The sequence below is a fragment of the Stenotrophomonas sp. YJH_SMC_27 genome (assembly GCF_059369815.1).
Genome location: NZ_JCAFTA010000007.1, coordinates 182,007 through 204,931, shown reverse-complemented (window position 1 = coordinate 204,931; position 22,925 = coordinate 182,007). Strand labels below are relative to the sequence as shown.

General features: G+C 64.6%; 18 protein-coding genes and 1 pseudogene. 2 read left to right on the top strand and 17 right to left on the bottom strand.

Annotation, left to right across the window (positions count from 1 at the left end; genetic code table 11):
- Positions 1-449 precede the first annotated feature (449 nt).
- Positions 450-725, top strand: coding sequence for a hypothetical protein (locus AC5P7R_RS12580; RefSeq protein ID WP_188239749.1), 276 nt, complete (start codon positions 450-452; stop codon positions 723-725).
- On the opposite strand, the gene AC5P7R_RS12575 is transcribed toward AC5P7R_RS12580, so the two are convergent.
- Positions 722-1,171, bottom strand: coding sequence for a BLUF domain-containing protein (locus AC5P7R_RS12575; protein WP_188239748.1), 450 nt, complete (start codon positions 1,169-1,171; stop codon positions 722-724). The two genes, AC5P7R_RS12580 and AC5P7R_RS12575, sit on opposite strands and share 4 nt — an antisense overlap.
- A 442-nt stretch (positions 1,172-1,613) precedes the next feature.
- Here AC5P7R_RS12575 and AC5P7R_RS12570 point away from each other — a divergent pair.
- Positions 1,614-2,278: pseudogene (locus AC5P7R_RS12570) on the top strand (SOS response-associated peptidase).
- Positions 2,279-2,329: 51 nt separating this feature from the next.
- Here AC5P7R_RS12570 and AC5P7R_RS12565 read toward each other — a convergent pair.
- The 16 genes from AC5P7R_RS12565 to AC5P7R_RS12490 form a co-directional block, all read right to left on the bottom strand.
- Entirely contained in the window at positions 2,330-3,013 is a 684-nt protein-coding gene (locus tag AC5P7R_RS12565; RefSeq protein ID WP_188239747.1) for a hypothetical protein, read from the bottom strand.
- A gap of 353 nt (positions 3,014-3,366) precedes the next feature.
- Positions 3,367-7,722: a hypothetical protein gene (locus AC5P7R_RS12560; protein WP_188239746.1), complete on the bottom strand. Its 4,356-nt coding sequence runs from the start codon at positions 7,720-7,722 to the stop codon at positions 3,367-3,369.
- A 6-nt stretch (positions 7,723-7,728) separates the two neighbouring features.
- Positions 7,729-11,469 carry a phage tail protein gene (locus AC5P7R_RS12555; protein WP_495213923.1) on the bottom strand — a complete coding sequence of 1,247 codons (3,741 nt, stop codon included), beginning with the start codon at positions 11,467-11,469 and terminating at the stop codon, positions 7,729-7,731.
- 289 nt (positions 11,470-11,758) lie between these two features.
- On the bottom strand, positions 11,759-12,520 hold the full coding sequence (locus tag AC5P7R_RS12550; protein ID WP_495213922.1) for a hypothetical protein: 762 nt from the start codon (positions 12,518-12,520) through the stop codon (positions 11,759-11,761).
- Positions 12,521-12,524: 4 nt separating this feature from the next.
- A complete protein-coding gene (locus tag AC5P7R_RS12545) occupies positions 12,525-14,492 on the bottom strand; it encodes a hypothetical protein (RefSeq protein ID WP_495213921.1) in 1,968 nt (655 codons plus the stop codon).
- 295 nt (positions 14,493-14,787) lie between these two features.
- Positions 14,788-15,162: a hypothetical protein gene (locus AC5P7R_RS12540; protein ID WP_005408966.1), complete on the bottom strand. Its 375-nt coding sequence runs from the start codon at positions 15,160-15,162 to the stop codon at positions 14,788-14,790.
- A gap of 125 nt (positions 15,163-15,287) precedes the next feature.
- Positions 15,288-15,761, bottom strand: coding sequence for a phage tail tube protein (locus AC5P7R_RS12535; protein ID WP_053497212.1), 474 nt, complete (start codon positions 15,759-15,761; stop codon positions 15,288-15,290).
- 78 nt (positions 15,762-15,839) lie between these two features.
- Positions 15,840-16,202: a tail completion protein gp17 gene (gene gp17 / locus AC5P7R_RS12530; RefSeq protein WP_188239743.1), complete on the bottom strand. Its 363-nt coding sequence runs from the start codon at positions 16,200-16,202 to the stop codon at positions 15,840-15,842.
- Positions 16,199-16,702, bottom strand: a complete 504-nt coding sequence (locus AC5P7R_RS12525; RefSeq protein WP_188239742.1) for an HK97-gp10 family putative phage morphogenesis protein — start codon at positions 16,700-16,702, stop codon at positions 16,199-16,201. Before AC5P7R_RS12525 ends, gp17 begins: the two co-directional genes overlap by 4 nt.
- Positions 16,695-17,027 (bottom strand): phage head closure protein, encoded by a 333-nt coding sequence (locus tag AC5P7R_RS12520; RefSeq protein ID WP_188239741.1) that lies wholly within the window; start codon positions 17,025-17,027, stop codon positions 16,695-16,697. Before AC5P7R_RS12520 ends, AC5P7R_RS12525 begins: the two co-directional genes overlap by 8 nt.
- Entirely contained in the window at positions 17,024-17,446 is a 423-nt protein-coding gene (locus AC5P7R_RS12515) for a head-tail connector protein (RefSeq protein ID WP_099473319.1), read from the bottom strand. The genes AC5P7R_RS12520 and AC5P7R_RS12515 overlap by 4 nt, the downstream gene beginning before the upstream one ends.
- 3 nt (positions 17,447-17,449) lie before the next feature.
- Positions 17,450-17,854, bottom strand: a complete 405-nt coding sequence (locus AC5P7R_RS12510; protein WP_495213920.1) for a hypothetical protein — start codon at positions 17,852-17,854, stop codon at positions 17,450-17,452.
- A 57-nt stretch (positions 17,855-17,911) separates the two neighbouring features.
- Positions 17,912-19,156 (bottom strand): phage major capsid protein, encoded by a 1,245-nt coding sequence (locus tag AC5P7R_RS12505; RefSeq protein ID WP_188239739.1) that lies wholly within the window; start codon positions 19,154-19,156, stop codon positions 17,912-17,914.
- A 68-nt stretch (positions 19,157-19,224) separates the two neighbouring features.
- Positions 19,225-19,962 carry a head maturation protease, ClpP-related gene (locus AC5P7R_RS12500; protein WP_495213918.1) on the bottom strand — a complete coding sequence of 246 codons (738 nt, stop codon included), beginning with the start codon at positions 19,960-19,962 and terminating at the stop codon, positions 19,225-19,227.
- On the bottom strand, positions 19,949-21,253 hold the full coding sequence (locus AC5P7R_RS12495; protein WP_188239737.1) for a phage portal protein: 1,305 nt from the start codon (positions 21,251-21,253) through the stop codon (positions 19,949-19,951). Before AC5P7R_RS12495 ends, AC5P7R_RS12500 begins: the two co-directional genes overlap by 14 nt.
- A complete protein-coding gene (locus AC5P7R_RS12490) occupies positions 21,253-22,923 on the bottom strand; it encodes a terminase large subunit (RefSeq protein WP_134729615.1) in 1,671 nt (556 codons plus the stop codon). Before AC5P7R_RS12490 ends, AC5P7R_RS12495 begins: the two co-directional genes overlap by 1 nt.
- Between the last annotated feature and the right edge of the window lie 2 nt (positions 22,924-22,925).

Sequence of the window (22,925 nt, the reverse complement as noted above, 5' to 3'; positions counted from 1 at the left end):
GTCGCAGATCCTGCGAAGGCACACCACCGCTCAGCCCGCTGTGATGAAGCGTTCACTTCAGGGCGTGCACAGTAAGGTCTCACGGCTCTTCTCCGGCGCAGAATCCTTTGCTCCCGTGTCCAGCCCTCAAGCGGCACGGCCATGCACCCTCCCAATGCCTTCAGGGTCCACTCGATCCTGCCTCTGCTTGCGCCCAATGGGGCAATCATCCGATTGGAACAGGTGCGATCAACCTGCAAAAACTGTGGACTCAGGTCGTCGATGACTGAGGGTGCAGGCTTTCAAATGGACCCAACGGGAACCACGCTTACGTGCCCTGCTTGCGGAGCTACAGGATTGATGGACGAAATGGAGATCTGGCATCACTGGCTTGAGCAGCGACGTCGTGAACGCCTGCTGGCACTCTTTGATCCAGAGCCCGACGAACCACTTGATACTGAGGATCCAAAATGAATGATCGAACACCGGAGTTGCTCGACCGACTCCATTGCTGCGAAGCCGCAATAGAAGTGCACCGTGCCTACATCAAAGCGTTGGAGTACGGCCTGCGCATGGCGGTATTCAGCCATCCAGCGCGTGAGCAGCTCTCCGATGCCTGGCTTCAGCTGCTGCCCAATATCGCGGCGAAGCACCGAGACGATGGCGGCGAGCTATTCGCCGCCGCCTTCCAACAGGCCCTTACAGTGCTAACCGAGCAAATCGGCGAGCCAAACAGCACGCGCTAGGCTGCGATCGCGTAGGGCTCGACTAACGCAACCAAGAGATCCATCGCCGTCGCGTAGGATGCCAGGGCGTCGCCGCGCTGATTGAACCTGGTCCAGTCCGCATGGGCCACGCGCTTAAGCTCCTCTGGCTCGACTGGAAGCCACTTCATTGGCCAGAACGGCAGCCGGCGTTGTCCCACCCGGCCCCGCTGCAGCTCCACGATGCCGTTGTGGCTGCTCGCACCCAGCACGCGGGAGTACGCCACCGCTAATCCGTCTTCCGGCCCCTCCAGGTACTGGAGGAAGCGTTCGCCATCGAAGAGGAGCACCCCCGTAACCCCAGCATTACGGTTGAACCGAGCCGCGTCGTCCACAATCTGATCCAGCTTTCCGTTGGACAGGCCCAGCTTGTCGCCGGCGATCTCCTCGCCGGCACTGCTCACGTATACAACCGCCCTGATGGGCATTGCGCACCTCCTTGATGAAGGACCACGGTAGCAGCAGCGGGCTCATGTGAGCGTGAGGTGCTCGAATTGTCCTGAACGCGTCAGGTTCGGGTGTTGCTGAATTCGGACCTCCGTCACAAGATGCATGCGTCACAAAGGGCAGCATGCGCAAAATTTCCGGTAGCTAGCAATGCCAGATACAGGCCTTTTCTACGTTCTCGATCTTGATGCAGTACGCGACCGCGATGGCAACCTCCACTGCGTCAGCGCAATCAGCGTCCGTTGCAACCACTGCAAGCACATCACTCATGCCAAGGCGCCGCAGCTGGAGACCATGCCAGGCGGCACGCTACTCGCGTGCGCCGGATGCGGCGAGCGTCAAGCCGTCAGCAATGCTCGCCTGGTTGAGTGCGACCACGTGCTGGGGCACACGCTACCCCAAGCGATGCCGGCCTGACTTGCCATGTGCGGCCGATTCGTCCAGCTGCCCGTTGTCGACTTCGGCCAGCCGGGGCTGGCTGACCTTGCCCCGGCCTGGCCGAGATCCAGCCCAGCTACAACCTCGCGCCGACACAGCGCGCCTCGGTAATCCTGGACCGGGGCGAAGGCCGGCAGGTCACCCGCTTGGCATGGGGGCTGCTACCGTTTTGGGCCAAGGCCAAGGGCCTGCAGGGCTCGACCATCAACGCCCGAATCGAGACGGTGGCCACCAAGCCGGCGTTCCGGTCGGCCTTCAAGAAGCGCCGCTGCGTTATCCCCATGGCCGGCTACTACGAGTGGTCGGTGAGCCCGATCGACGAGAAGAAGGATCCCTGGTTCATCCATGCTACCGGGCCGCTGCTGGCCGCTGGCCTGTGGGAGGACGCCAGCCCCCTGCTGCCCGAGGGCAACCTGGGCACCTTCACCGTCATCACCGGCGACAGCAGTGGCGTCTCGGCCGACATTCACGACCGCATGCCGGTGTGGCTGCATGCCGGCCAGATCGATGAGTGGATGGCCGCTAGTCCGGACGATGCGATGGCGATGCTGCTGGCCAGCGAGCCGCCGGCGATGGAAGCCTATCGGGTGACCCGGGCGGTGAACACGCCGCGGAACAACCGCGAGGATCTACTACAACCCGTGGCATAGCCTTGACCGAAGCACGACAGAACCTCCGGCTGTTCGCTGCCTGTACGAAGTTCAATGGCCGGTCACGTCGATCAGCACGAAGTGGCCGGATGCACTGAACTGTGTGGCGTTGTCGGACTGCGGGATCAGGGCAGTCGCCCCGGCATAGTAAAAGCGTCCCGACCCCGCTGCGCCCGTTCCATCGCCCTGCGGCCCGGTCAAGCGGAAGCCCACGCCACGCTCAATCCGCTGACACGAACGAGACGAGATCACAGCGTAGCGCCGACCAGCCGGGACCTGCATGTAGGCGCCCTCTGCCGCCCCGAACGGGGCAGTTGTCACGCCTACGATCCGAAGGGGCTTTGCCCAAGAAGCAAAAGCCAGCTCGCCGGTGTGCTCTCGGTACACCTCGATGCCGGTCTTGCCCGGCGTTCCAGTCACAACCGAGTCGTATACCCACACCGTGCCGAACACAAACGATGAACCTGTGTAGGCTGACACGCGCCAGTTGTTGCCGCCGAGATTGGTCAGAATCACGCTGAGCCCGAAGTTGTTGTTCGGACCCGTGACGGCAACCACCGGGCTCTTGGCCTGAAAGTCACGCGTGACGTACCGGGTTACTACGATTCCCGACACCTGGTAGGCAACGGCGCCCGCCTCGTTGATATCGAACTTGTGGCGCAGGTGGAAGTTGAGCAGGTCGCTGCGGACCTGCACTGTTCCAGATGGGGTGTACGCCTCAAAGCCTGCTGGCATATCAGTGCACTCCGTACAGCACAGTTGCCGGGACCAGGGAGAAGACTGGTTGCCCGTTGGCATCCACATCCGTTCCCCAGTAGACCCGGCCATCCGAGTACCAGACGGTTGGCGTGCGACCAGGCTGTGCCGGCGGAGGCACCACATAGAAGAGGAAATCCCCAGGGGGCAGTGGTCCCACCCAAGTCGAATTACCGTGCACAGCGTCGGTCTGAACCGTGCCAATGAACAACCCCAAGCGGGTCGTGTAATCAATCTCCAACGACCCGTCAGGGTTGAAGGTCTGGATGCCTGCGGGCATGCGTCTGCTCCTCTGTTGATTGGCGGGAGGGCATATGCCTCCCGCCGGCCTGCTACGGCCAATAACCCACACGTGTGGCGAGCTGCCCGTTCGGGTAGAAGCAACGCCAATGACCGTCGCTGAACTCCGTCCGCTGGCCGCCCGAGGGCGAGGACACGCGGAACGTGTCGGCGAGGATATTGAACTCGCTAGTCTGATTGCGGATACCCAACTTAACGCCCGCGATATACCCGTCCGCCCGCATGTTCACCGACCACTCGGTACTCGATTCCATTCCACCGGAAGACCACGGGGGCGGCTGCGTGGCACCCTCTTCAACCTGAGAAAGCATCGGTCGGAAAATCCACCAATACGGGTTTGCTTCCCCAGTGCCTCGCACGAGGCCGACTACGCGAACTTTGACAGCCCCGGGAGGGGCCTTGGCGATACCGAACACTCGACGCAGGCTATCCAAGGTAACCGGGCTCGGTTGGTGGCTTACTACTTCCGGGCAACCAATTTGGGCGATGATATCCCCAGCCTGATTGAAGAACTCCGCGTATAGGTAAACTTTCGAGCGATGGCAAGCTACGTATGCCGATACGCAGTAGGTCTTTCCTGCCTCCACTGCTATGTCTGTGTTGGTGGCGAAGTAATCGCCTGCGTTATTGGGAATAGTCTCGCCACTGACGGATCCCAGCCCGAAGACACCCGGTGGATTCCAATCGCTGCCACCGGTCGGATTACCAAGAGCATGCCAGTGGTAGCCGTTGGACAGCCATGTCCAGCCGGAAGGACTCCACCCCGGGAAGGTGCTGTTAGGAATCAGGTTACTCTGACCACCCAAATTGCGCACGGTCGCCTGCATGTCCTGCACAACCGTGGCATCAGCCTTCCCGCTGAGACCCGCCTGCACGCTCTGGATAGCCGAAGCGTTAGCGTTAATCTTGCCTTCGTGCTGTTGCACCGTGCTCTGCATCTGATTGAACGCGGTAGCGTTGACGTTGCCTACCTGCGTTTTCAGGCTCACCAAGTCCTGCGCAGTTGCGTCCAGCTTGCTGCCCTGCTGGTTCACCGCCGTGATCAGCCCTGCCGTTGCTGATGCGTTGGCGCTGATCAGCAGCTCGTCGGTCACGTCGTAGAACTCGATGCGATCGATAAGCACCGTCGCATCGCCGGATCCGCGATTGGTGATCCACACCTGACTCATTACCTCAGTGCGGGCGTCGCCCACTGGGTGCTCCAGCACAAAACGCTGCCAGGAACTCGTGAGGTTCGGTGTGGTCTGGTCGTTGTTGCCCTCGCCTGTGGTATCCCGAGCCCGGCAGCGCGCGGTCAGCGTTGCACCACCGGACACGACCTTGGCGACGATCACCGTGCGCAGCTTGCGACCGGTGCGCCCCGTCTTCAGTGGAACCCAGCGACCGCCGTTGGCGTAAACGAACGGCGAACCGGCTGCACCTGCCTTGTGCACCATCTGAATTGCGCTGCCCTGCTGGCCGCCACCAGGGACCCAGGTAACATCACCGTTCTGCTGATTGCTGTTCCCCTTGACGAACGGCGCCATGTCACCGTCGAACATCGCGTTGACGTTGAGGTTCTCGCCTCGGTTGAAGGATGCATTGAGCGTGCTGGACAGGACGGTCAGCTGCTCGGCCTGCGCCGCAGCCTTGTTCTCTGCGCCCGTAACACGGGTGGCCAGGCCGGTCACGGCATCTGCAGTGGCGTTGACCCCCTGCTGGGCGGTGTACGCGTCGGTTACATCGGTGACGAACGCGTCGTCGTAGATCACGTCGCCGCTGGTCACCCCGCCGCGGATTGTGGCACGGACGATGAAGCTCCAAACGTCGTCCCCCACGGGCACGTACCCGGATAGTTTGGTCCATTCCGACCCCACGTTTTTTGCAGGAATCACCTGGACGTTCGGATAGGCCACCGTGCCATTGTTGCGGCGCACGGTGGCCTGCAGCCCGACAGTGCCGTCACCCGATCCGGTGGTCAGTGGGTTCGCGGGATCGTTGCGGACCCAGACTTCCGCGTAGAACACGCGGCTGCCGTTCGTACGGAACTCGATCAGGGACACGTCGCGGATCGCCCCCGTGGCGGTCAGGCTTAGAGCCTTCGTCCCGGAACGCGCGAACGTGTCCGTGATGCGCCCTATCCCATAGGCGTCACCCGCCTTACGCGTCTCAAAGCTCCCGTCCTGAATCAGGTTAGCGCCGCTGAGGATCGACGTAGACAGGTCACTCTGCAGCTTGGTGACACTTGTCGAGGTCGAATCGATCTTGCCCTCAGCGGTAGTCACGCGGGTGGTCAGGGTCTGCAACGCCGATGCGTTGGCGTCCGTCTTGCCGGAGACGTTGGTCAGGTCGCTGCGAAGCGAAGTCAGCTGCCCTGCCTGGGAGGTGATCGTGTCGCCCTGCTGCGTCACCTTCGTGCTGAGGTCCGAGATTGCCTGAGCATTCGCCAGCAGCTCGGTCACCTCCTCCAACACAACATCGTCAACCCACAACGTGCCGGCAGTGTTGTCGGCATAGATGCCCAGCTGCAGCCCGGTGATCGACGTGTTGTCCGGGATCGCGTACACCGCACTGAGGTAGGTCCAGGCAGCTTTGTCCGCGACGAAGAACGTTCCCCCCGCGAGCAGCTCACCGCCCTGATTCGACAGTCGCATCTTGCTGTTGCCCGGTGTGCCATTGAAGTCCGGGGTACTGCGATACCAGCAGCTATAGCGATACTTCTTGCCGGGGCTCGTCGGCATCGCGGTGCGACCATTGGCATACGCAACCTTCTGCCGGATGGCCCCCGGATCAAAGCGCACACACATGCCACCGGCACGCCCCTCCGTGGCCGGCCAGCTGGTGCCGGTTGCGCCCGGGTCGTAGGTCCAACCAACGTCCTTGCCTGACTGCCACGAGCCATTCAGGACCATGTTGCTGCCCTGCGTAATCATCGCCGGCAATGCGGCGTTGATCGTCGTGATCGACTGAGCCAGCGCGCTCGTGGTGGTGGCGGTCGCCTCCTGCAGCGCCGTAACCGATGCAGCAGTTGCCAGCGAACCGGCACCGGCCGGCATGCGGGCCTCCATCGTGCTAATGCGCTGCACCTGCGCCGAGTCCGCAGCCACACGGGCCTTCAGCTCCTCGTAGGCCAGCCCTGCAGTCAGCTGCAGCGGATCCGTTCCGGTGTAGTTGCCACGCATCTGAACGGCCAGCGTGTTGCGCTGGAGAGCTTCAGCGGCATCTGCGGTGATACGCGCCTGGGTTTCTTCCTGTACCAACGCCACCGACGCGCCGGGCTGCGGACGACCGACGGCGATGTAGTCGATCAGGTAGTAGTTGGCGACGGTCTGCGCCGCCCCCATCTGCAGGCGGATCGCGTCCACCGTGGCCGGCCACCACGCAATGTCCTGCACGTCGACGGTGGCCACGCCGTTCACGTCCCACGCCGGGTCCGGGATAGCGACACGCTTCTGCGTGTTCCATGCTTGGTCCGTGGTGGTGATCCACTGGAGGAATCCGTTCCACGTCGGCGAGCCCACGCGCTTTACGCGCAACTTCACGAAGCGGTATGCGCTGCCGTCTACGGCCAAGGCCACCGGCGACTGCACCCAGGGCGCGGTGGCGTGGTTGGCGGGCCGCAGCCAGCCATCCACGAGGGTTGGCGCACCGTTGCCCGTCCACCCTTCAATGGTCTGATTGAACGGCCAGAGCTTGATGCTGTCGAACTGCGTCCCGCTGCCGGCCGCAACCTCCGACACCGCGCGCGCCAGCGATTCATCGGCGCTCTGCCGCAGCCGCTCCTCGCGGCTGATCGCTGCCTCGCGCGCCATCTTCTCGTTCAACAGCGCATCGATCCGTGCCTGGGCCTCGGCGCTGATCGCCTGCATGGCTTCGGTCACGCCCTGCTGCCGCAGCAGCGCCTCGGCGACCAAGTCCTGTGCGGCCTGCGCCAGGCCGGCGGCGCGAGCAGCCGCTTCGTCTGCGATCGCTTGGATGCGGGCACTGATCTCCGCCGCCAGCTTGGCCTGCTGCTCGGCCAGGTCCTTGGAGGTGGTGGGCGGAACAACGCCCACCACGGTTCCGGTGCCGGTCTTGCCGCGTACGGTCGGGGTGATCTGGAACCACCAGGTCTTGCCGCTGCCGTCGCTGTAGACGTACCGCGTCTCGGTGGTGCGGTGGATCTCCGTCCAAGGGCCGTCCTGGCTCTCGCTGCGCGAGATGACGTAGATCACGCCCTCCAGATCCACCGCGTCCCATTCGAGCACGACGCCATCGGCCACCGGCGTGGGGCTGACCCCGTTCGCCGGCGGCACGTCCGGCGCCTTGAAGGGCACCGGGAACCACGTGGAATAGCGCGGTGCCACCGGAGACGCGGACGGCAGCCCGCCCACGCCGATTTCCACCAGCGTGAGTTTCCTTGCTTGCATTGCTGATTACCTCGCGTTGAGTGCTTCGCGCAGCGCTGAACTGCTGGCGTTGCGTACGCCTTGGGTAGTGGTAGACACGAGCTGGCGGAGCAGCTGGTTCTGCTCGGCGAGCAGAGCGTTGCTCTGCTGTACGGCGGCGGTGGTTTGCGTCTGAGCGTCGTTGTTCACGACCAGGTCGAACACGGCCCGGCTGAAGTTGTCCGGCAGCGCCTCGATGGCGTCGGCCAGCGCCCCCATGCTGGTGCCGTCCTGCTGGTTCAGGTCCCCGACCTTCATGCCATCAATCAGGCCGGTCACGCGGCCGTACAGGCTGTTGTAGTCCTGCCCGCTGGCGTACAGGTTCCGACCAAAGCCCAGTGCGGCCTGAGCGGCCGCCTGCGCGGCGCTGGTGTCGCCACCGGACACCGCCCGCTCCAGCTCCTTCATCGCTTCGCCCAGCTTCTCCTGGTCCGCCAGCGGCGACAGGTCACTGATCGACAGGCCGTACTGCGTGGCCTTCTTGTCCTTGTCGATCTGCGCCTGCAGCTTGCCCATGTTGGTGGCACGCAGCGCCTCGATCTTGGCCAGGTCCTCCGCGCGGGCGCCGGACAAGCCGAGCGCCTTGGCGTAGTCGTTGGCCGACTTCACCTGCTGGCGGTAAGTGCGTTCGATCGACAGCGCCTGCGACTGGTACTGCGTCAGGTTGGCCGTCATCAGCTGGGTGCTCACGTCGGCCATGAGGCTGGCGTAGTTGCCGAGCAGCCCGGTCACCTTCTGCACCTGGGTGGCCAAGTCCGTGCCGGCGACGCCGGCCAGGTCCTGGAAGTAGTCGACCGCCTTGTTGACCTTGTCGACTTCCAGCCCGTTGAGTGCTCGGCCCAGCTCATCGGCATTGCCCACGGCCAGCGCGATCGACGCACTGAGTGCGGTGAACACGTCCGCCGACTCGAAGTAGCCGTCGAGCTGGCCACCGAACCCCGCCGCCTTGACCGCCTCGGTATACAACCGATTGGTCATGTCGCTGAGGTAAGCCTCCAGCTGCGCCTTGGCCTCGGTCGAGTCCGCCGACAACTGGAGCTTGCCCAGGTCTACCCGCACGCTGCCGAGCTTCTGGGTCAGGTCCACACCCAACTGCTTGGCCAGATCGGTCGCAGCACCACGCACCTGCCGCGCCGCCATATCGAACGTGCGATCGATGCCAGGATCCAGCGCGCCGAACTGCGTCCACTTCTTGTCGCTGCGGAACAGGCCGCCCTTGGCCTTGATATCCGCATAGCTCTGGCCGTCGAACCCACCGAAACCATAGCTGCCGGTGATGCCTTGGCCTGTGACCTTGGGCGCCTGTCGACCGAACAGCTTGGCGTGGATGCTGGAGCCAGACAGGATCGACGCGACCTTGTCGTTGAAGCCCAGGGCACGGAACCCCTTGTCGGCCAAGCCGACAGCCCCGGCGGTGGCGATCTTGCCGGCCCAGCTCTCCCCATTGGCGATGTTCCAGCCCTGGTCGAACAACTGGGCGTTCTTCATCATGCCGGCGACAATCCAGCCGATGATGGGAACCGCCGCCGCTGCCGAGCCAGCAGCGCCTGCACCCGCCGCCCCCCCGCCGGCTCCTGCACTGCCACCACCGATCAACCCGGAAAAGCTGGAACCGGTCATCCCGGCCATGCTGGTCACGTCGCCGAAGCCTGTCAGGGTTCCCGCTGCGGCCCCGGCGGAACGGCCGAACCCGAACAGGCCCTGGCCCTTGGAAAGCAGCCCGGCCACCGTGCTCACGTTCTGGCCGCCGGCCGCAGAGCCATTGCCGCCGAACAACCCCATCAGACTCTGCAGGTTCAAGCCACCACCCTGCCCGTTCATCCCGTTGAGGATCTGCGTCTGAATCGGGATCACGATCTTCTGCTGCAGGAACTCACGCGCCAGGTCACGCAGCCCGCGCTTGGCGGCATCCTTCAGGTCGTCCCACAGGTTGTCGAAGTCGCGCATGCCCCCGGCAACAAAGTCGGCCATGGCATCGGCCGCATCGCTCACCCCGCCCACCACGATCGCGGCCCATGCCTCGACGTTGGCCGCTGCCTCCTCAGCGCGCATGGACAGGTCTGCCGATGCCCGCGCCGCGGCCAGCATGGACTGCTCGTACTGCTCGTAGCTCGCCGCCCCCTTGGATAGCGCCAGCGCCTCCTTGCCGCCAGCGGCCTCCACCGCCTTCTGCAGCTCCTGCCGCATGTCCCGCTCGTTCATCATTTCGCGCCGCGACAGCTCGCGCGCACGACCGACCTTGCCGAGCATGGCGACCTCGGCATCCATCGTCGCAAGGAGTGCCTCGGGGCCGGCCAGGGCCTTGTTCACTTCGGCCGCAACCTTGGAGTATTCCAGGGCGCTCTGAGCCATCAGCACATTGGCATCGGCTTGCGCGATATTCCCCTCCGCGAGCAGGCTGTTGTACTCGGACATGTTGCCAAGGTGCTTACCCATGGCCTCGGCCAAAGGGCCCTCCATCGCCCCAGCCGCTTCTTGCGCCTGACGATGGTATCTGGCGACCTCCGCTGCACGGCGCTTGGCATCCGCGTCAGTCTTATCTCGTGCCCCTTTGTCGATGTTTCCGGTGGGTCGGTAGCCGACGGCGTCTGGCTTTAGAGCAGAGTCAGGCATCCTCTGCCCGTTCTCAAGAACCGTGACCTGCGGTCCATACCTGCGCGTAAGCTCCCGCTGGATTCGCAGTCGCTCTGCCAGCAACCGATCGGCTTCCTTATCTCGTTCCGGTGATGGCGCTTCAACCGCAAGGAGCAAGCGCCGCCGTGCGAACAAGTCGGCCATTTGTTCGTTCAGAGCGTCCTCGGTAGCGCCGGTCAGCGCGCTAGGCGTCGCGCCTTCAAGCGCTTGAAGATCTGCATACCGCGATATCAGATTCACGATCTGGACCGCGCCATCAGCCATCTGCCCCGTTAACTCTGCGGCCCACTTTGTAACGGTTGCGAAGGCGTTCCGGGTCTGCTGTGAAGCCATGAACTCAGTCAGATTGTTCAACGTCGGCAACAGCTCTTCCGCCACGCTGACCTTCAATCCCATCATCGCGAGATCTGCCTGCTGGGTCATCTCGCGCAGACGATCCGTAGCCTTCGTGGTTTTACCGTCGATGATCGCACCCGCCGCTTCCGCAGCGTCTGCCCACTGTCGAAATCCAGCGCTATTGTTTCGCAGGAGCGGAATCAGCATCGACGAGTCACTGGCAATGGCCTCCATGTAGAAGGTCAGCTCGGCTTGCGACAGATTCGCCCGCTCTAGGCTTTTAAAGTACAGACCCAGAGCGTCAGGCCCGGACAACTTCCGCATCTGCTCGGCGGTTACGCCAGTGCGTTTGCCGATGTTGTCAAAGAAGTCCTTCATGGCGCCACCGCCCGTCTGGACGTAGTCACCAATCTTGTCCTGCACGTCCTTCAGGATATCCGCCAACTTCTCATGGCTGATCCCCACCACGGTCGCTCCAGCCGCCATTCGCTGGAACGCCTCGGAACTGGTGCCTGAAAGAGCAGCAAGGCGATCATATTGCACGCTCAGTTCAGCAACCTGGCGGGACCACGCGACGGCTGCTGCAGTCGTACTGGTCAGGCCCGACGATATTGCCAAGCCGATGGCGGTTCCGGCCCTTCTTGCAACAGCCTGCATCCGATCCATGGATTGCGAGAATTGTCGCTCGGCTTTCCCGGCGTCCTTTACGAAGGAGCCCGTCTTCATGAGCAGATCGACGGTGAGGGTATACAGGGACATGTCGGCTCCAGAAACGAGAAAGCCCCGCAAGAGGCGGGGCTTTTGGTTGGGCGCCGATTGATCGGCTATTCGCCCATAGTCTTTGAGTGATGGCGCTCTGCCTGAACTAATCTAGCCAACGCGACCAGGAAAACGCCGAACGCAATCGCGCCTACTCCCATAGTCCCTTGGGTGAGCATTAGCAGGCCCGCGATGGCAGCCAGGATGCCAAGAACGGCTAACACGATGTACATCGCTTCCCCTCAACAATTGTTGTTGAGGGGAATAATGCCACCGTTCCATTGGTAGATCAGACAGGCACCTCTTCAAACTCCATGTATCCGGTGAAGTACTGCCTGCTGATGTTCTCCGCCGACGGCAGCTGTGTCGGGTAGCCGTAGAGCGCCGACCGCGCCGCCAGCAGCGGGTCGAACGCCTTGCTGACCATGTCCCGGTACTGCGGCACAGCGCAGGAGCGGTTACGCCCCGCCATTGCTGCCGCCACCGTCTCCCAATCGGTCCCGCCCAGCCCACCGCCGCGCACGGCAGCTGTCGCCCGGCCTGACAACGTGCAGGTGAGACGGCGGTACAGAGGCCCGGGAACCGTGTTGACCTGGCCACCCTTGGTGCGGGTGTGCTGGCTGGTGTCGATTGTGGCTACCACCCAGCCGTCGCTGATACCCACCTCGACTGCCCGGAAGATCGCAATCTCGCCCACGTCCACGTTGGTGGCCGTGGTGGCGATCTCCACGGACACCACCGAGACCAGGGCGCTGCCCTGCGGGAACAGCCAGGCGCAGACGCTGCCGTCAGGCAGACGCATGGTGGTCCCGGTGGCTCCGGCGGCGCTGACCTGGACGCCGGGCGGAATGTTGAGGCCGAGAATCGCGATGATCCCCGGCACAACAGCTTCGGCCAGGGTGATCGTGATCGCCAGCGAACTGGTGCGGCGGATCCGCGACCGCCTGCCAGGCTTTCCGTCGAAGAGCGCCGAGCCCTGGTCCGCACTCAACCACGTGCCACCGGTGAGGGCCACCGTCGCGACTGCCGGCACGCCATATCCAATCAACACGTCATCATCCCCACACCGTCAGCACCACGTCCCCCGTGGCAGGGTTGCGCTCCACACGGCGCACCAGCACCGGCTTGCCGTCGTCGAGGCCGTAACGCCCGTAGGTGATCCGGCCGATCTGTCCCGGCAGGGGCGCCAAGTCCTGATCACCACGCACCGCCAGCTGGTAGAAGTGGCGCTGCACCCGGTACAGGCCCAGGACGCGATCAATCTCCTGTTGCGCGTCGGCCGCATGCCAGAACAACGAGATCACCGGGTCAGCCGCCTCTGCCCGCTGGTAGTGGGCGTGCAGCGGACCAGCGCCATACACCTGCCCCCGGTAAAGGCCGGTCAGTTCGTCGCGTCGGGACTGCGGCACGTCGACAACGTCGGTGACCAGGTCTGACGCGCCCAGCGCTTGGCCGTTGGGTCGGTAGGTCATGCGTCGAGTCAGGTTCGGAGCATCATCGGGCACCATGATCAGATCAGCCGCCAGATCATCCTCCGACAGGTCGAAGGCGAACGCGCCGGCATAGGCCTCGGGCGCGGTCACGCGGGCGAAGCGCAGGACCCCGGATGGATCCTGGTAGCAGCCGGCGCCGTAGCTGGGTAGGAGCGCATTCAGCGCAGCGCGACCAGTGATGGCTGTTCCTGAGTAGTAGCCGAGGCCCATGTAACCCGTGGCGTGGTCGATTTCCGCACAGTCGCTGGCCGACCACGCCGCTCGGCCCAACCGGGCCATCACATCACCCACCGCCTGTTCCAATCGCGCCGGCATCATGCTCGGTCCGATGCTCGATGCGTCCACGACAACCGGCGTCACGGGGGGTGACTTCAACAGCAGCTGCTGCCCGTCCGGAGCCTCGCTGTAGGTGCCGTCCTCCATCAGGTCACCGCGATCCATCACCGCATCGATGTAGACCCGGCTGTCGGCCACGAACATTGAAGTCGCATCCGAGTTGGCGCCCATTGCCGGGACGCTGGCCACTGCCCCGATCAGTACCGGCTGCGGCTTCCAGGCCAGCGAAGGGACGTTCGGCAGGAACACGCCCCGGTTGATGGTTTCATCCAAGTAGTCGTGCGCGTCACGCAGGTGAAGCGTCTTGGTGCCGTCGTCGTTGATCTCGATCTGCTCGATCGCGCAACGGAAGGCCGGGACCGCGTCGGCCCGCATCCCGTTTTCGGGCGCCAGCAGGATCTGCACCGAGCTGCCAGAGGCACCAGTGCCCGCCATCCCGTCCAGCAAACCTTCCGCATCGAGCACGACGCACTCGGCGGCCGCGGCCTGGGACACCGGGTCACCGCCCCACGGCCAGAACGCCAGCTCCTGGATCAGGTTGACGCCCTCGGCCACCAACCCCTCGTAGCGAACGTTCGCCGGGCTATCGCCGGGCGCAGACAGCCAGTCCACGTCGGCCAGCCGGGTCGGGCTCACGGATGCAGCGGGCAACCGCCAGCCAGCGGCCGCCGCCTCGCTTCGCGGCCCCCACTGCCCTGCGTTGACCGCGAGGCACAGCCCGCCCGCCTTGGTTGCGGCCAGTGACGCGGCGAAGAACAGCGGCCCAGACAGCTGCAGCTCGCGCACCAGGATCTGCGCGCCGTTGAGGTAGAGCCGCAGCTGGCGAGGGTTCGAGAACACGACCTGCAGCCCGACAATATCTCCGTGGGTCACCGCCGGCAGGCCAGTGGCGATCGCTCCTCCAGCCTGCAGCAGGCGCCCGGCGGCGAGGTCCCAGCCAATGCTGGCGAGATCCGCACCCAGCGCCTTGTTCAGCGCTGCCGGGCCCGTGGCGAAGCCTACGAGGGCTGCAAGGGCGTCATCGCCCCACACCGCAAACTCCACGCCCACCGTCCCGGCATCAAGGCCGAAGTCGGAGCGCGCGTGGCTGGCCAGCGTGGTGGCGCCGGTGGTGGCCAGGGTAAGCCCGCCATCTCGCGCAGCGAGTAACGGGCCAATGGGCGTGGCGGCGAACCGCCCGAAAGTGTCGGTCATGGCTATCCCAGTCGATCGAACCAGTCCTGTGCCTCGTCCTCCTCGGAACGTGGAACAAGTGTGTCCAGGTACTCCTGAAAGGAGCGCTTGGTGCCGCCTTGGCTGTGTGAGGCAGTGATGTATGCGGCGAAGGCAGCGGGCTTGATGTGCAGGCTTACAGGGTCGATGGGGTTCCGCTTGTGGAACTCCCACCATTCCCGGAACTCCCGGCGCGACATGCTCGCTTGCAGCTCCGCCACCGTGCGATGTAGGTGGCCGGCGAGGACCTTCCAGAACCAGTCCTCGCCGCGCTGCCTTAGCCGTTTCCCGCGTCAGCCTGGGCTTGCGCAGCATCCTCGCCGAAGCCGGAATGCTTCATGGCCACGCGCTGCAGCTCAGCGGCAACCAGCGGTTTGAGCTGGGCGGCCTGCTCCACGTTCATTACCGGCTTGCCGTCCTCGTCGCAGATGGTCGCTGCGATCAGCTTGGCGCGGTCGCCTTCACCCCACAGCTTGCGGAACTCCGCATCCGGCAGCTCGCGGACATGGAACTGCGCCTTGGCTCCGTTGGGCAGGGTGATCGTGTCGGCGTGCACGTCCTTGGACGCGAACATGCCCAGGTTGGTGAACGACTGCAGGACGCTCAGGGGCTGCTGCGGCTGGGTTTGGGGGGTGTCGTTGGTCTTGCTCATTGGCCGTTTCCTCGAATGGCGACAGGGCGCGCGGGCCGCGCACGGCTAACACGCGGAGGATCCGCGCGCCCTGTCAGAGAGATGGCCCGCCGGAGCGGGCCTGGGTGGGCGCCGTTGGCGCGGCCTTACGGCGTCGGGCGGTGCGTGGTGACGGCGCCGGAGCCGCGGATGGTGATCGTCGCCTTCCAGACGTCGTTGTCCTGGCTGGTCACCGCGAAGTTCTGCACGAAGCCGTCGAACTGCTTTGACAGCACGGTGTCCGGCGGGGTGATCTTGCCGGCAACGGCGGTCGGCTTGGCCACGCCTTCGGTTTCCGACAGCGGCGCGGTCACCAGCCAATTCACGACGGCACCGGTCTCGTGTAGCTCTTCCAGCTTCTCGTGGTCGACGCTGTCGTAGATGATCTCGATGCTGGTGCTGCCGGTCTGCTTGCGGCCGGCGACGAACTGGTCCCAGTCGTCATCGTAATCGGAGATATCGATCTCCGACGCCTGGCCATCGGGGAAGCCGACCGAACGCAGGCGGGTCACCTTGATGACCTCGGCCGCGGCGATGGCGACGAACAGCTGCGAATGCTTCGACTTGATTACCTGTCCCATAGGGGTTTCCTTGTGTTGCGCCCGTCGCCGGGCATGAAAAAGGCCCCTTGCGGGGCCAGTGGGTTGCCGTTGTGTGGATCAGCGCAGTTGCAGGAGCCTGGCGTCGAAGGAGATGCCAAAGGCGTCCGTGCCGTCGCTGTCAGGCGTCGGGTTGTAAGACTCGATGCTGCCCACGCGCTCGATCGCGTCGCGGATGGCGACGGCCGCGCCGTTGGCCTGTGTCAGGGCTTCGCCCCACACGGTCAATCGGACTCGCCAGCCGTCGGCCGGCGGCGCCTCGGACAGCATCGCAGTGGGCGAGCCGACGACCACCTCCCACGTCGCGTAGGGCAGTGCCGCATCCTGTGGCGCGGTTCCCGGCCACAATCGGATCGGGTCGCCCAGCATGTGCCGAACCGCTGCATCACCCTGCAGCAGGGACTGGATCAGGGGAACCATCATCGCCAGCCATCCTTCTTCAGCTGCTTGTCCAGCGCCGCCCAGGTTTCATTGATGATCACCTGCGCCGCCTCCGGCCCCTTGGCCTCGCCTGCCGGCGTGAGGAACGGCTCGGCTCTCATCTTCCTGGTGCCGAATTCCTTGAAGCGCCAGTAATAGGCCCAGCCCGCCTCCTCATAGACCTTCCCGACGCGGCCGCGACGCCGGTTGCGCTTGGTGTTGGCATACTTTCGGCGGCGACCGGTCTTAACGCCAACCGTGAAGTACTCGCCGCCTTGGCCTACGCCTGCACGCTGCCGGCTTTTGGTGTTGGCCCGGCGGGTGACGATCTGCGAGGCCATGAACCCCGATGCTCTCGGAGCCCGCCGCCGGGCGTCGTCGCGGATGACGTTACCGCCCTTGCGCATACCGGCTTGCACGGCTCGCCCCTGAATCGCCTTGGGTGCCTGCCGCAGCGAACGCAGGAGGCCGTCCAGGCCGTCGATCTTCACCTGCTCAGCCATCGGACACCCCAGCATCGACCATCAGCGTGATATGCCCGCGCGCCGTCGCATCCGGCAGCACCGCACGAATCGCATACACCTGCCCGTCGAACACCACGCGCATGGTCCGCACTACCCCGGGCAGGTAAGGGATCTCGATGCGTGCAGTCACCTCTCCATGCTCGGCCGAGGCCGCAGTGAACTCCCGACCCGAGAGCGGAACCACCTCTGCCGGCACGTCAGCCCGCCATCTACGCCATTGCTTCACGTCCCCGCCGAGCGGATCACGCACCGGGCCGTAATCCTGCAGCTCGATGCGATGCCGGTACTTGCCCGCCCGCCTCATGGCAGCACCCGCCGGTAGGGGAACATCAGCCTGTCCAGGGTCGGGTTCTCGGCCAACTGCGAGCCAGCCACCACCGCCTCGCGGTTGGCGTACAGGTCGCCCAGTAACAGCAACACGGCCGCGCGCAGCGGCCCCGGAAGCGGGCCAGGTGTCGTCGTGAACTTCACCGGATAGGCGCCTGGCTCGCTGTCGAGCGTGGCTGGCTCAATAGGCAGCGGAGAGCGGCCCTCGCCGACCGGGGTCCACTCATAGGTCGCTGCTGCCAACGCATACCCCGTGGTGCGCTCTACCGACTCACGCGCGGCGGTGATGAAGGCGCCGATCAGCGCGTCGTCGGCATCGTGGATGACTACCAGGTGCGCCTTCGCTTCGCTCAGCGACACGGGTTCCTCTGCCGCCGGGGTCAACGTGCGCAGCATGGGTCATTCCTCCGGCGTGGCCGACTTGATGGCGTTGGGATGGGGGTCGATCAGCCCGCCAAGGCGAAGCGCCTCAACGTGTGCCGCGTTGACCTGGATCACCTGGCCAACCTTCCCCAGGTGGTTGTCACTGAGCACCAGCGCCGGCACGGTTTCACTATCCGGCGGAGCCAGTTCTTCATCCGGTGGCGGCACGTCATTGTCCGTCGCCACGGTTTCGGGCGTCTGGCTGTCTCCGTCCTCATCCGCCGCCGGCTCACCGACGGCGGCTGCCGCGGCAGCGTCGGGACTTTCGGCGTTCGCTTGCTCGCGCTGGCCAGCCGCTGCGTCCACTACTGCAGTGGGCGCTTCCTGCGCACCGAGCGGAACGCCGGGCGCAGGCGGTGGGGTGTTCTTCTGCTTTGCCATGATCGTCTCCAAGGGACGCCCGCACTGGGGCGTCCCTCCGTTCGTGGGCCGAGGCGATTAAGCCGCAGCGCCGTGCTTGAAGGTCTTCACCGCGCCGCCCACGTCGACCAGGTTGCCGCCAGAGCGCATCCAGGCCATGAAGCCCACCTGGCCCTTCTTCACGTAGGCCGAGTCGTTGAAGCGGAACAGGGTCACGGCCATCACGTCGCGGATCTTGTAGTAGCTGAAGTCGCCGAACGCGATCGACGTGGCGCCTGCGGCCGGGACCGGGGCGTGCTGGTTGATCTGGATATCGCGATTCAGCAGACGATCCGGCGCACCGCCCGGATTGCCCTGCTCGTAACCCGGCACGAAGATCGGTCGGCCCTGGTCGTCCTTCACCTTGCGGATCAGCTTCAGCATGTCGTCGTGGAACATCCACTTGGCCAGCTGGCGATACGCCGGATCGATGCTGTGCTCCAGGTCGACCAGGTCGTCGTAGGTGATGATCGGCAGCGCCGAGACAGCGCCGATCTTGCCCACCGTCGCGGCAGTAAAGGCGCCCATCGGCTGGCCGACGCCGGTGCCGACGGAGTAGTGGCGGTTGGTGACGCGGCCCAGGCGGGTCTGCAGGCGCTTCTCGATGAAGCCTGCGATATCAGCGGTGCTGTCCTGCAGTAGCTCCCACGGCACCGTGACCACCTTGGAGCTGTACTTGTACACCTGCAGGCCCTTGGTGCCGAAGGCCACGTCCTGGTCGGCTGCCGCCTGATTCTCGGCGACCAGCTCGCCCTCTTCGGACGTGCCATCGCTGGTCGGATACTGCATCGGCTCGCCGCCGGCGGTGCGGAACACGTCGGCGACCTGGCGCATGCCGCCGAACGCCTTCAGGGCATCCAGGATCTGCTCGGCCAGCGTGGTCGGAACGGTGTAGCCGCCCTGCTCCGGATTGACGGCCGGATTGCCCGACATGGCCGCGTTGACCTGCTTCCAGTCCTCGGCGCTCAGGGCGCTGTCACCGCCACGCGCCCAGCGGTCGAACAGGCGCTCCTCGTTGGACAGCTCCCGGCCGCCGCGGTTGGCGGTGTCGTGTTCACGCACGCCCTGCTCGCGCAGTGCCTCGTCGGCCGTCAGGTCCATGACCTTCTGATGACGCTCGATCGCCGCGTCGATGCGCTCGATCTCGGCGATGTTGTTGTCGTACTTGGCCTGGTTCTCCGGCGTCCACTTGTTGCCGTCGCCGGTGCTGCTATCCAGCAGATTGCGGGTTTCCTTTGCCAGCGCGGTGCGGCGCTCCCGCTCGGCCTGAATGTTGAAGGGCATTGGTGATTTCCTCGTGTCGAAAAAAAACCGCCTTTCGGCGGTCGGGTTGAACTGCGGGCGGGAGTCGCTTACGCAGGGGTCTTTTCCAGAAGCGCAGTCTTGCGGTCCAGGTTGGCCAAGTGAGCAACGATGGCGCTATCGTCCTCGGCACTGCTGCCCGGAGCAGCCAGCGCAGCCGGCGCGTTGTCATAAGCGGAGAGATCCCAGGTGTTGGATGCCTTCTTCTTGCCCACGATCTCCACCACCTCGTCTGCGAAGCCGTGTTCCTTGGCTTCGTCGGCCGTGAACCAGGTCTCTTCGCCCATCCACTGAACGATCTGCGCCTCATCCTTCCCGGTGCGCCGGGTGTAGTCGCCGGCCAGGCCAGCATCGATCTTGGCAAGCAGCTCACCGGTCTTGGTCATGTCTGCCTTGTTGCCAACGGTGATGGTCCATGCGTTGTGGATCATGAACGCACCGCCTTCACTGATCTCGACCTTGTCGCACGCCATGCAGACGCCGGTCATAGCCGAGGCAGCCAAGCCATCGATGTGGGCGATGACAGTTGCCTTGTGCTGAGCGATGGCCGTCATCATCGATCGGGCCGCAAACACGTCACCGCCGGGCGAGTCGATGCGCAGGTGGATCACGTCCGCCTCGATGCCGGCCATGGCCTGGGCAAACATCGTCTCGTCAATATCGCCCCACCACCCGCCGATGACGCCGTGCAGGTAGATCGTGGCCTCCTTGCCTTCGGTCTCCGCCCGGATGGGCTTGGACTGGCCGGCGTTGTTCTTGGCCAGCTGCAGCAGCTTAGGAATCGGCATCTTCGGGGTTCCTTTCAGGGTCGTCGCCGCCCGGCTTGGCCGGTGGCGCGGGGTCTGTCGGTTGGTAGAGCTTGTCGCCGCCCTCAATGGGAGGCAGGTTCTTGAGGCGGCGGACCTCGTTCACGACCATCCAGCCTTGCGTGCCGGGGCCACCCAATGCCTTGCTGAAGTACTCGGCCTGCGTCTTCGAGTCGCCGGCCATGAACATGTCCACGTTGTGCTCAACGAAGTAGCGCGGCGTGCGGAACAGCTTGCGGTTCAACTCGTCCTTGATCCGCTTCAGGTGCGGGCCCAGCGTGTACTTCACGAAGCCGATGCCCATGCTCTCGATGCCACTGCCCCAGCTGGTCGCCTTGGTGGTTTCACCAATCATGTGGGGCGGCACACCGAAGGCGCGGGCCACATCGATCACCTGCCACTGTCGGGACTCCAGCAGCTGCTGGTCGACCGCCGACATAGTCAGCTCGTGAACCTCCAGCCCCTCGGTCAGGACCAAGGGGATCCGACGGTTGCCCTGCACCCCGCCGTACTTCTTGACCCAGGCGTCGCGGAAATCATCCTGCTGGGCGGTGGTCATCTTGTTCGGCGTACGGATGGCCACTTCGGGTTTGCCGCCCTCACTGAAGAACTTGCCCGCGTGCTCGTCACCTTGGATAGCGATGCCGATGCCGTTCCGCGCGCCCCACTGGATCACCGACATGCCGTGCACGCCGTTGAAACCGAAGCCGGGGAAATGGAGCACGTCGTCCTGGTCGACGGTGAAATACCCGTCCGCATCGTGGAACGTGTACTGCAGGCGTGTCGGCTGTCGTGGGCTGGTTTTCTCCTGCTTGAGGATCATCACCCTATCGCGTGGCCAGGGGATCAACCCGGTCGCCACCCCGGCACGGTTGCGCGTCAGGTACACCACGCCATCACCGCGCAGCAGCATCTGGCCGACGATGAACTCCCAGCCGGTGGCGCTCGACCAGACGGAGGAGAACTGCTCGTTCAGCAGCCACCAGTAGTCATGCTCCGCCCGCTTGCGATGGCCGTCCACCCGCTCGAACACAGGCAGCGGCAGCTGGGCGATCGCGCCGGCCAGCAGCGAAACGGCAGCGAACACCGCCGAAACCCGCATCGCCGATTCCGGGCTGACCACGGCTCCGGAGGCCGTCGTCGGGTTCCCGAATACCTCGAACATGCCCATGCCGGAGGACTGGATCACCTCGCCGTCGACCAGGTTGCTGATCGTCGGCTCGATACGGTCGCGGGCATCGGCCCGCCGGTTCTTCTCGAATAGTCCGAACATCAGTCGATCACCACGAAGCCTTGTTGGGTTGTGCCGGTGTCGCGCGCCTGCATGGCGCGGCCCATGGCCATGATTAGCGCCACCGCGCCGTCGATCTTGCTTTCCATCTTTTCCTTGCGGGGATAGACGTGTTCCTTGGCATCCACGCGCGCCACTACGTTGCCCATCATCCAGGTCATGGCCGCGTTGCCGTCGTGCCACAGGCGCCGCGACAGGATGAGCGCCTCCACTTCTTTCATGGGCTCGGAGAGGTTGCGCACCGACTGCGCCATCTCCACGGTCGGCAGCCCTTCCTGTTCAAGGCGCGTCATCAGGTACGCCGCTTGGGCCGGGTCAAAGGCAATGTCCCGCACGTCGACGCCCTGTGCCGCAAGCTCTTTCAGCTCCTCTTCGATGAACGCGTAGTCCGTCATGTTCCCCGGCGTGGACACGATCAGTTCGTCCAGCAGGAACTGCTGGTACTTCTCGTTTTCCTCCACGGCCGACTCCGGCACGTAGAACCGGGGAATGACGTAGTAGCTATCGCCCTTCTCGAACAGCAGCACCACGGCAGCCACGTCCAGCTTGGATGCCAGATCGACGCCGATCCAGCACGGACAGCCCGCAAAGTCGGACACCTCAAACCGTCGCTTCTGCCGCTGCCAGGCCAGCATGTTCATCCATGCCAGCTTGGCGCCGACCCAGTCGTTCAGGTGCTTGGTACGGAACGCGCTTTGCTTGCTGGCCGACCGCTTTGCCTTGGCGAGCTGGTCGAGCAGGAACTGCTCGAACACGGAAACGCCGTAGTTCGGGTTGGCCTTGCGCAGGCTCGCCGGATCGTCCCAGCGGTCGCCCTCATCTATGCAGTAAATCGCCGCGAACACCGTCTCATCGGTCACCTCGCCGCGCAGGATGCGGATGGCATCGCCTCGCATCTCGAAGCATGGGCCGGAGAGGTTGGTGCCTGCCGTGGTGATGATCGACAGCAGGGGCTGCTCGCGCGCGCCCATGCCAGTTTCCATGGCGTCGACCATGTGGTCATCGTCGTGTTCGTGGTACTCGTCCACCAGCGCCGCGTGCGGGCTCGAGCCATCGCCGGGCTTGCCGATCATCGTCTCGAACTTGGACATGTCCTCCATGACGAACAGCGGCCCCGGGTTCTTCGGGTTGCCCGCCTGTTCGATACCGAAGCGGGCGCGCAGGGCCGGCAGTTTCTGGACCATTTGCCAGGCCGGGCGGAACACCTCGTACGCCTGTTTCTCGCTGGTAGCGCCCGAATAGACCTCCGCGCCCGCCTCGCCGTCAGCGCAGAACAGGTACAGGCCACGGGCAGCCAGTCGCAACGACTTGCCGTTCTTGCGCGGGATCTCCTCGTATGCGCGGCGGAAGCGCCGGTGCCCGGTCTTCTTGTGGACCCAGCCGAACAGGTTGCACTCGATGAAGTGCTGCCAGGGCTCCAGCACCAGCAGTCGCTTCTGCGCCGCCCACTTTCCTTTCGTGTGCGGCATCTTCTCCATGAACCGCACCGCGCGGTCCGCCTTCTCGGCGTCGTACTTGTAGGGCCAGTCGGCCCCCTTGCGCTTCAGGTCATCCAAGAACCGCTGGCACGCCAGACGGATGAACTCGCCGGCCGGGATCTTTCCTGACGTGACGCCCTTGGCGTATGCCTTGGCTGATTCGCTCGGCGTCATGG

Excerpts from the sequence above, each read along its gene's own strand:
- gp17 (WP_188239743.1), bottom strand. The coding sequence starts at position 16,202 with ATGATGGTTCCCCTGATCCAGTCCCTGCTGCAGGGTGATGCAGCGGTT.
- AC5P7R_RS12545 (WP_495213921.1), bottom strand. The coding sequence starts at position 14,492 with ATGACCGACACTTTCGGGCGGTTCGCCGCCACGCCCATTGGCCCGTTA.
- AC5P7R_RS12565 (WP_188239747.1), bottom strand. The coding sequence starts at position 3,013 with ATGCCAGCAGGCTTTGAGGCGTACACCCCATCTGGAACAGTGCAGGTC.
- AC5P7R_RS12505 (WP_188239739.1), bottom strand. The coding sequence starts at position 19,156 with ATGCCCTTCAACATTCAGGCCGAGCGGGAGCGCCGCACCGCGCTGGCA.
- AC5P7R_RS12560 (WP_188239746.1), bottom strand. The coding sequence starts at position 7,722 with ATGCAAGCAAGGAAACTCACGCTGGTGGAAATCGGCGTGGGCGGGCTG.
- AC5P7R_RS12490 (WP_134729615.1), bottom strand. The coding sequence starts at position 22,923 with ATGACGCCGAGCGAATCAGCCAAGGCATACGCCAAGGGCGTCACGTCA.
- AC5P7R_RS12525 (WP_188239742.1), bottom strand. The coding sequence starts at position 16,702 with ATGGCTGAGCAGGTGAAGATCGACGGCCTGGACGGCCTCCTGCGTTCG.
- AC5P7R_RS12535 (WP_053497212.1), bottom strand. The coding sequence starts at position 15,761 with ATGGGACAGGTAATCAAGTCGAAGCATTCGCAGCTGTTCGTCGCCATC.
- AC5P7R_RS12580 (WP_188239749.1), top strand. The coding sequence starts at position 450 with ATGAATGATCGAACACCGGAGTTGCTCGACCGACTCCATTGCTGCGAA.
- AC5P7R_RS12510 (WP_495213920.1), bottom strand. The coding sequence starts at position 17,854 with ATGGCAAAGCAGAAGAACACCCCACCGCCTGCGCCCGGCGTTCCGCTC.
- AC5P7R_RS12520 (WP_188239741.1), bottom strand. The coding sequence starts at position 17,027 with ATGAGGCGGGCGGGCAAGTACCGGCATCGCATCGAGCTGCAGGATTAC.
- AC5P7R_RS12540 (WP_005408966.1), bottom strand. The coding sequence starts at position 15,162 with ATGAGCAAGACCAACGACACCCCCCAAACCCAGCCGCAGCAGCCCCTG.
- AC5P7R_RS12500 (WP_495213918.1), bottom strand. The coding sequence starts at position 19,962 with ATGCCGATTCCTAAGCTGCTGCAGCTGGCCAAGAACAACGCCGGCCAG.
- AC5P7R_RS12555 (WP_495213923.1), bottom strand. The coding sequence starts at position 11,469 with ATGTCCCTGTATACCCTCACCGTCGATCTGCTCATGAAGACGGGCTCC.
- AC5P7R_RS12575 (WP_188239748.1), bottom strand. The coding sequence starts at position 1,171 with ATGCCCATCAGGGCGGTTGTATACGTGAGCAGTGCCGGCGAGGAGATC.
- AC5P7R_RS12515 (WP_099473319.1), bottom strand. The coding sequence starts at position 17,446 with ATGCTGCGCACGTTGACCCCGGCGGCAGAGGAACCCGTGTCGCTGAGC.
- AC5P7R_RS12495 (WP_188239737.1), bottom strand. The coding sequence starts at position 21,253 with ATGTTCGGACTATTCGAGAAGAACCGGCGGGCCGATGCCCGCGACCGT.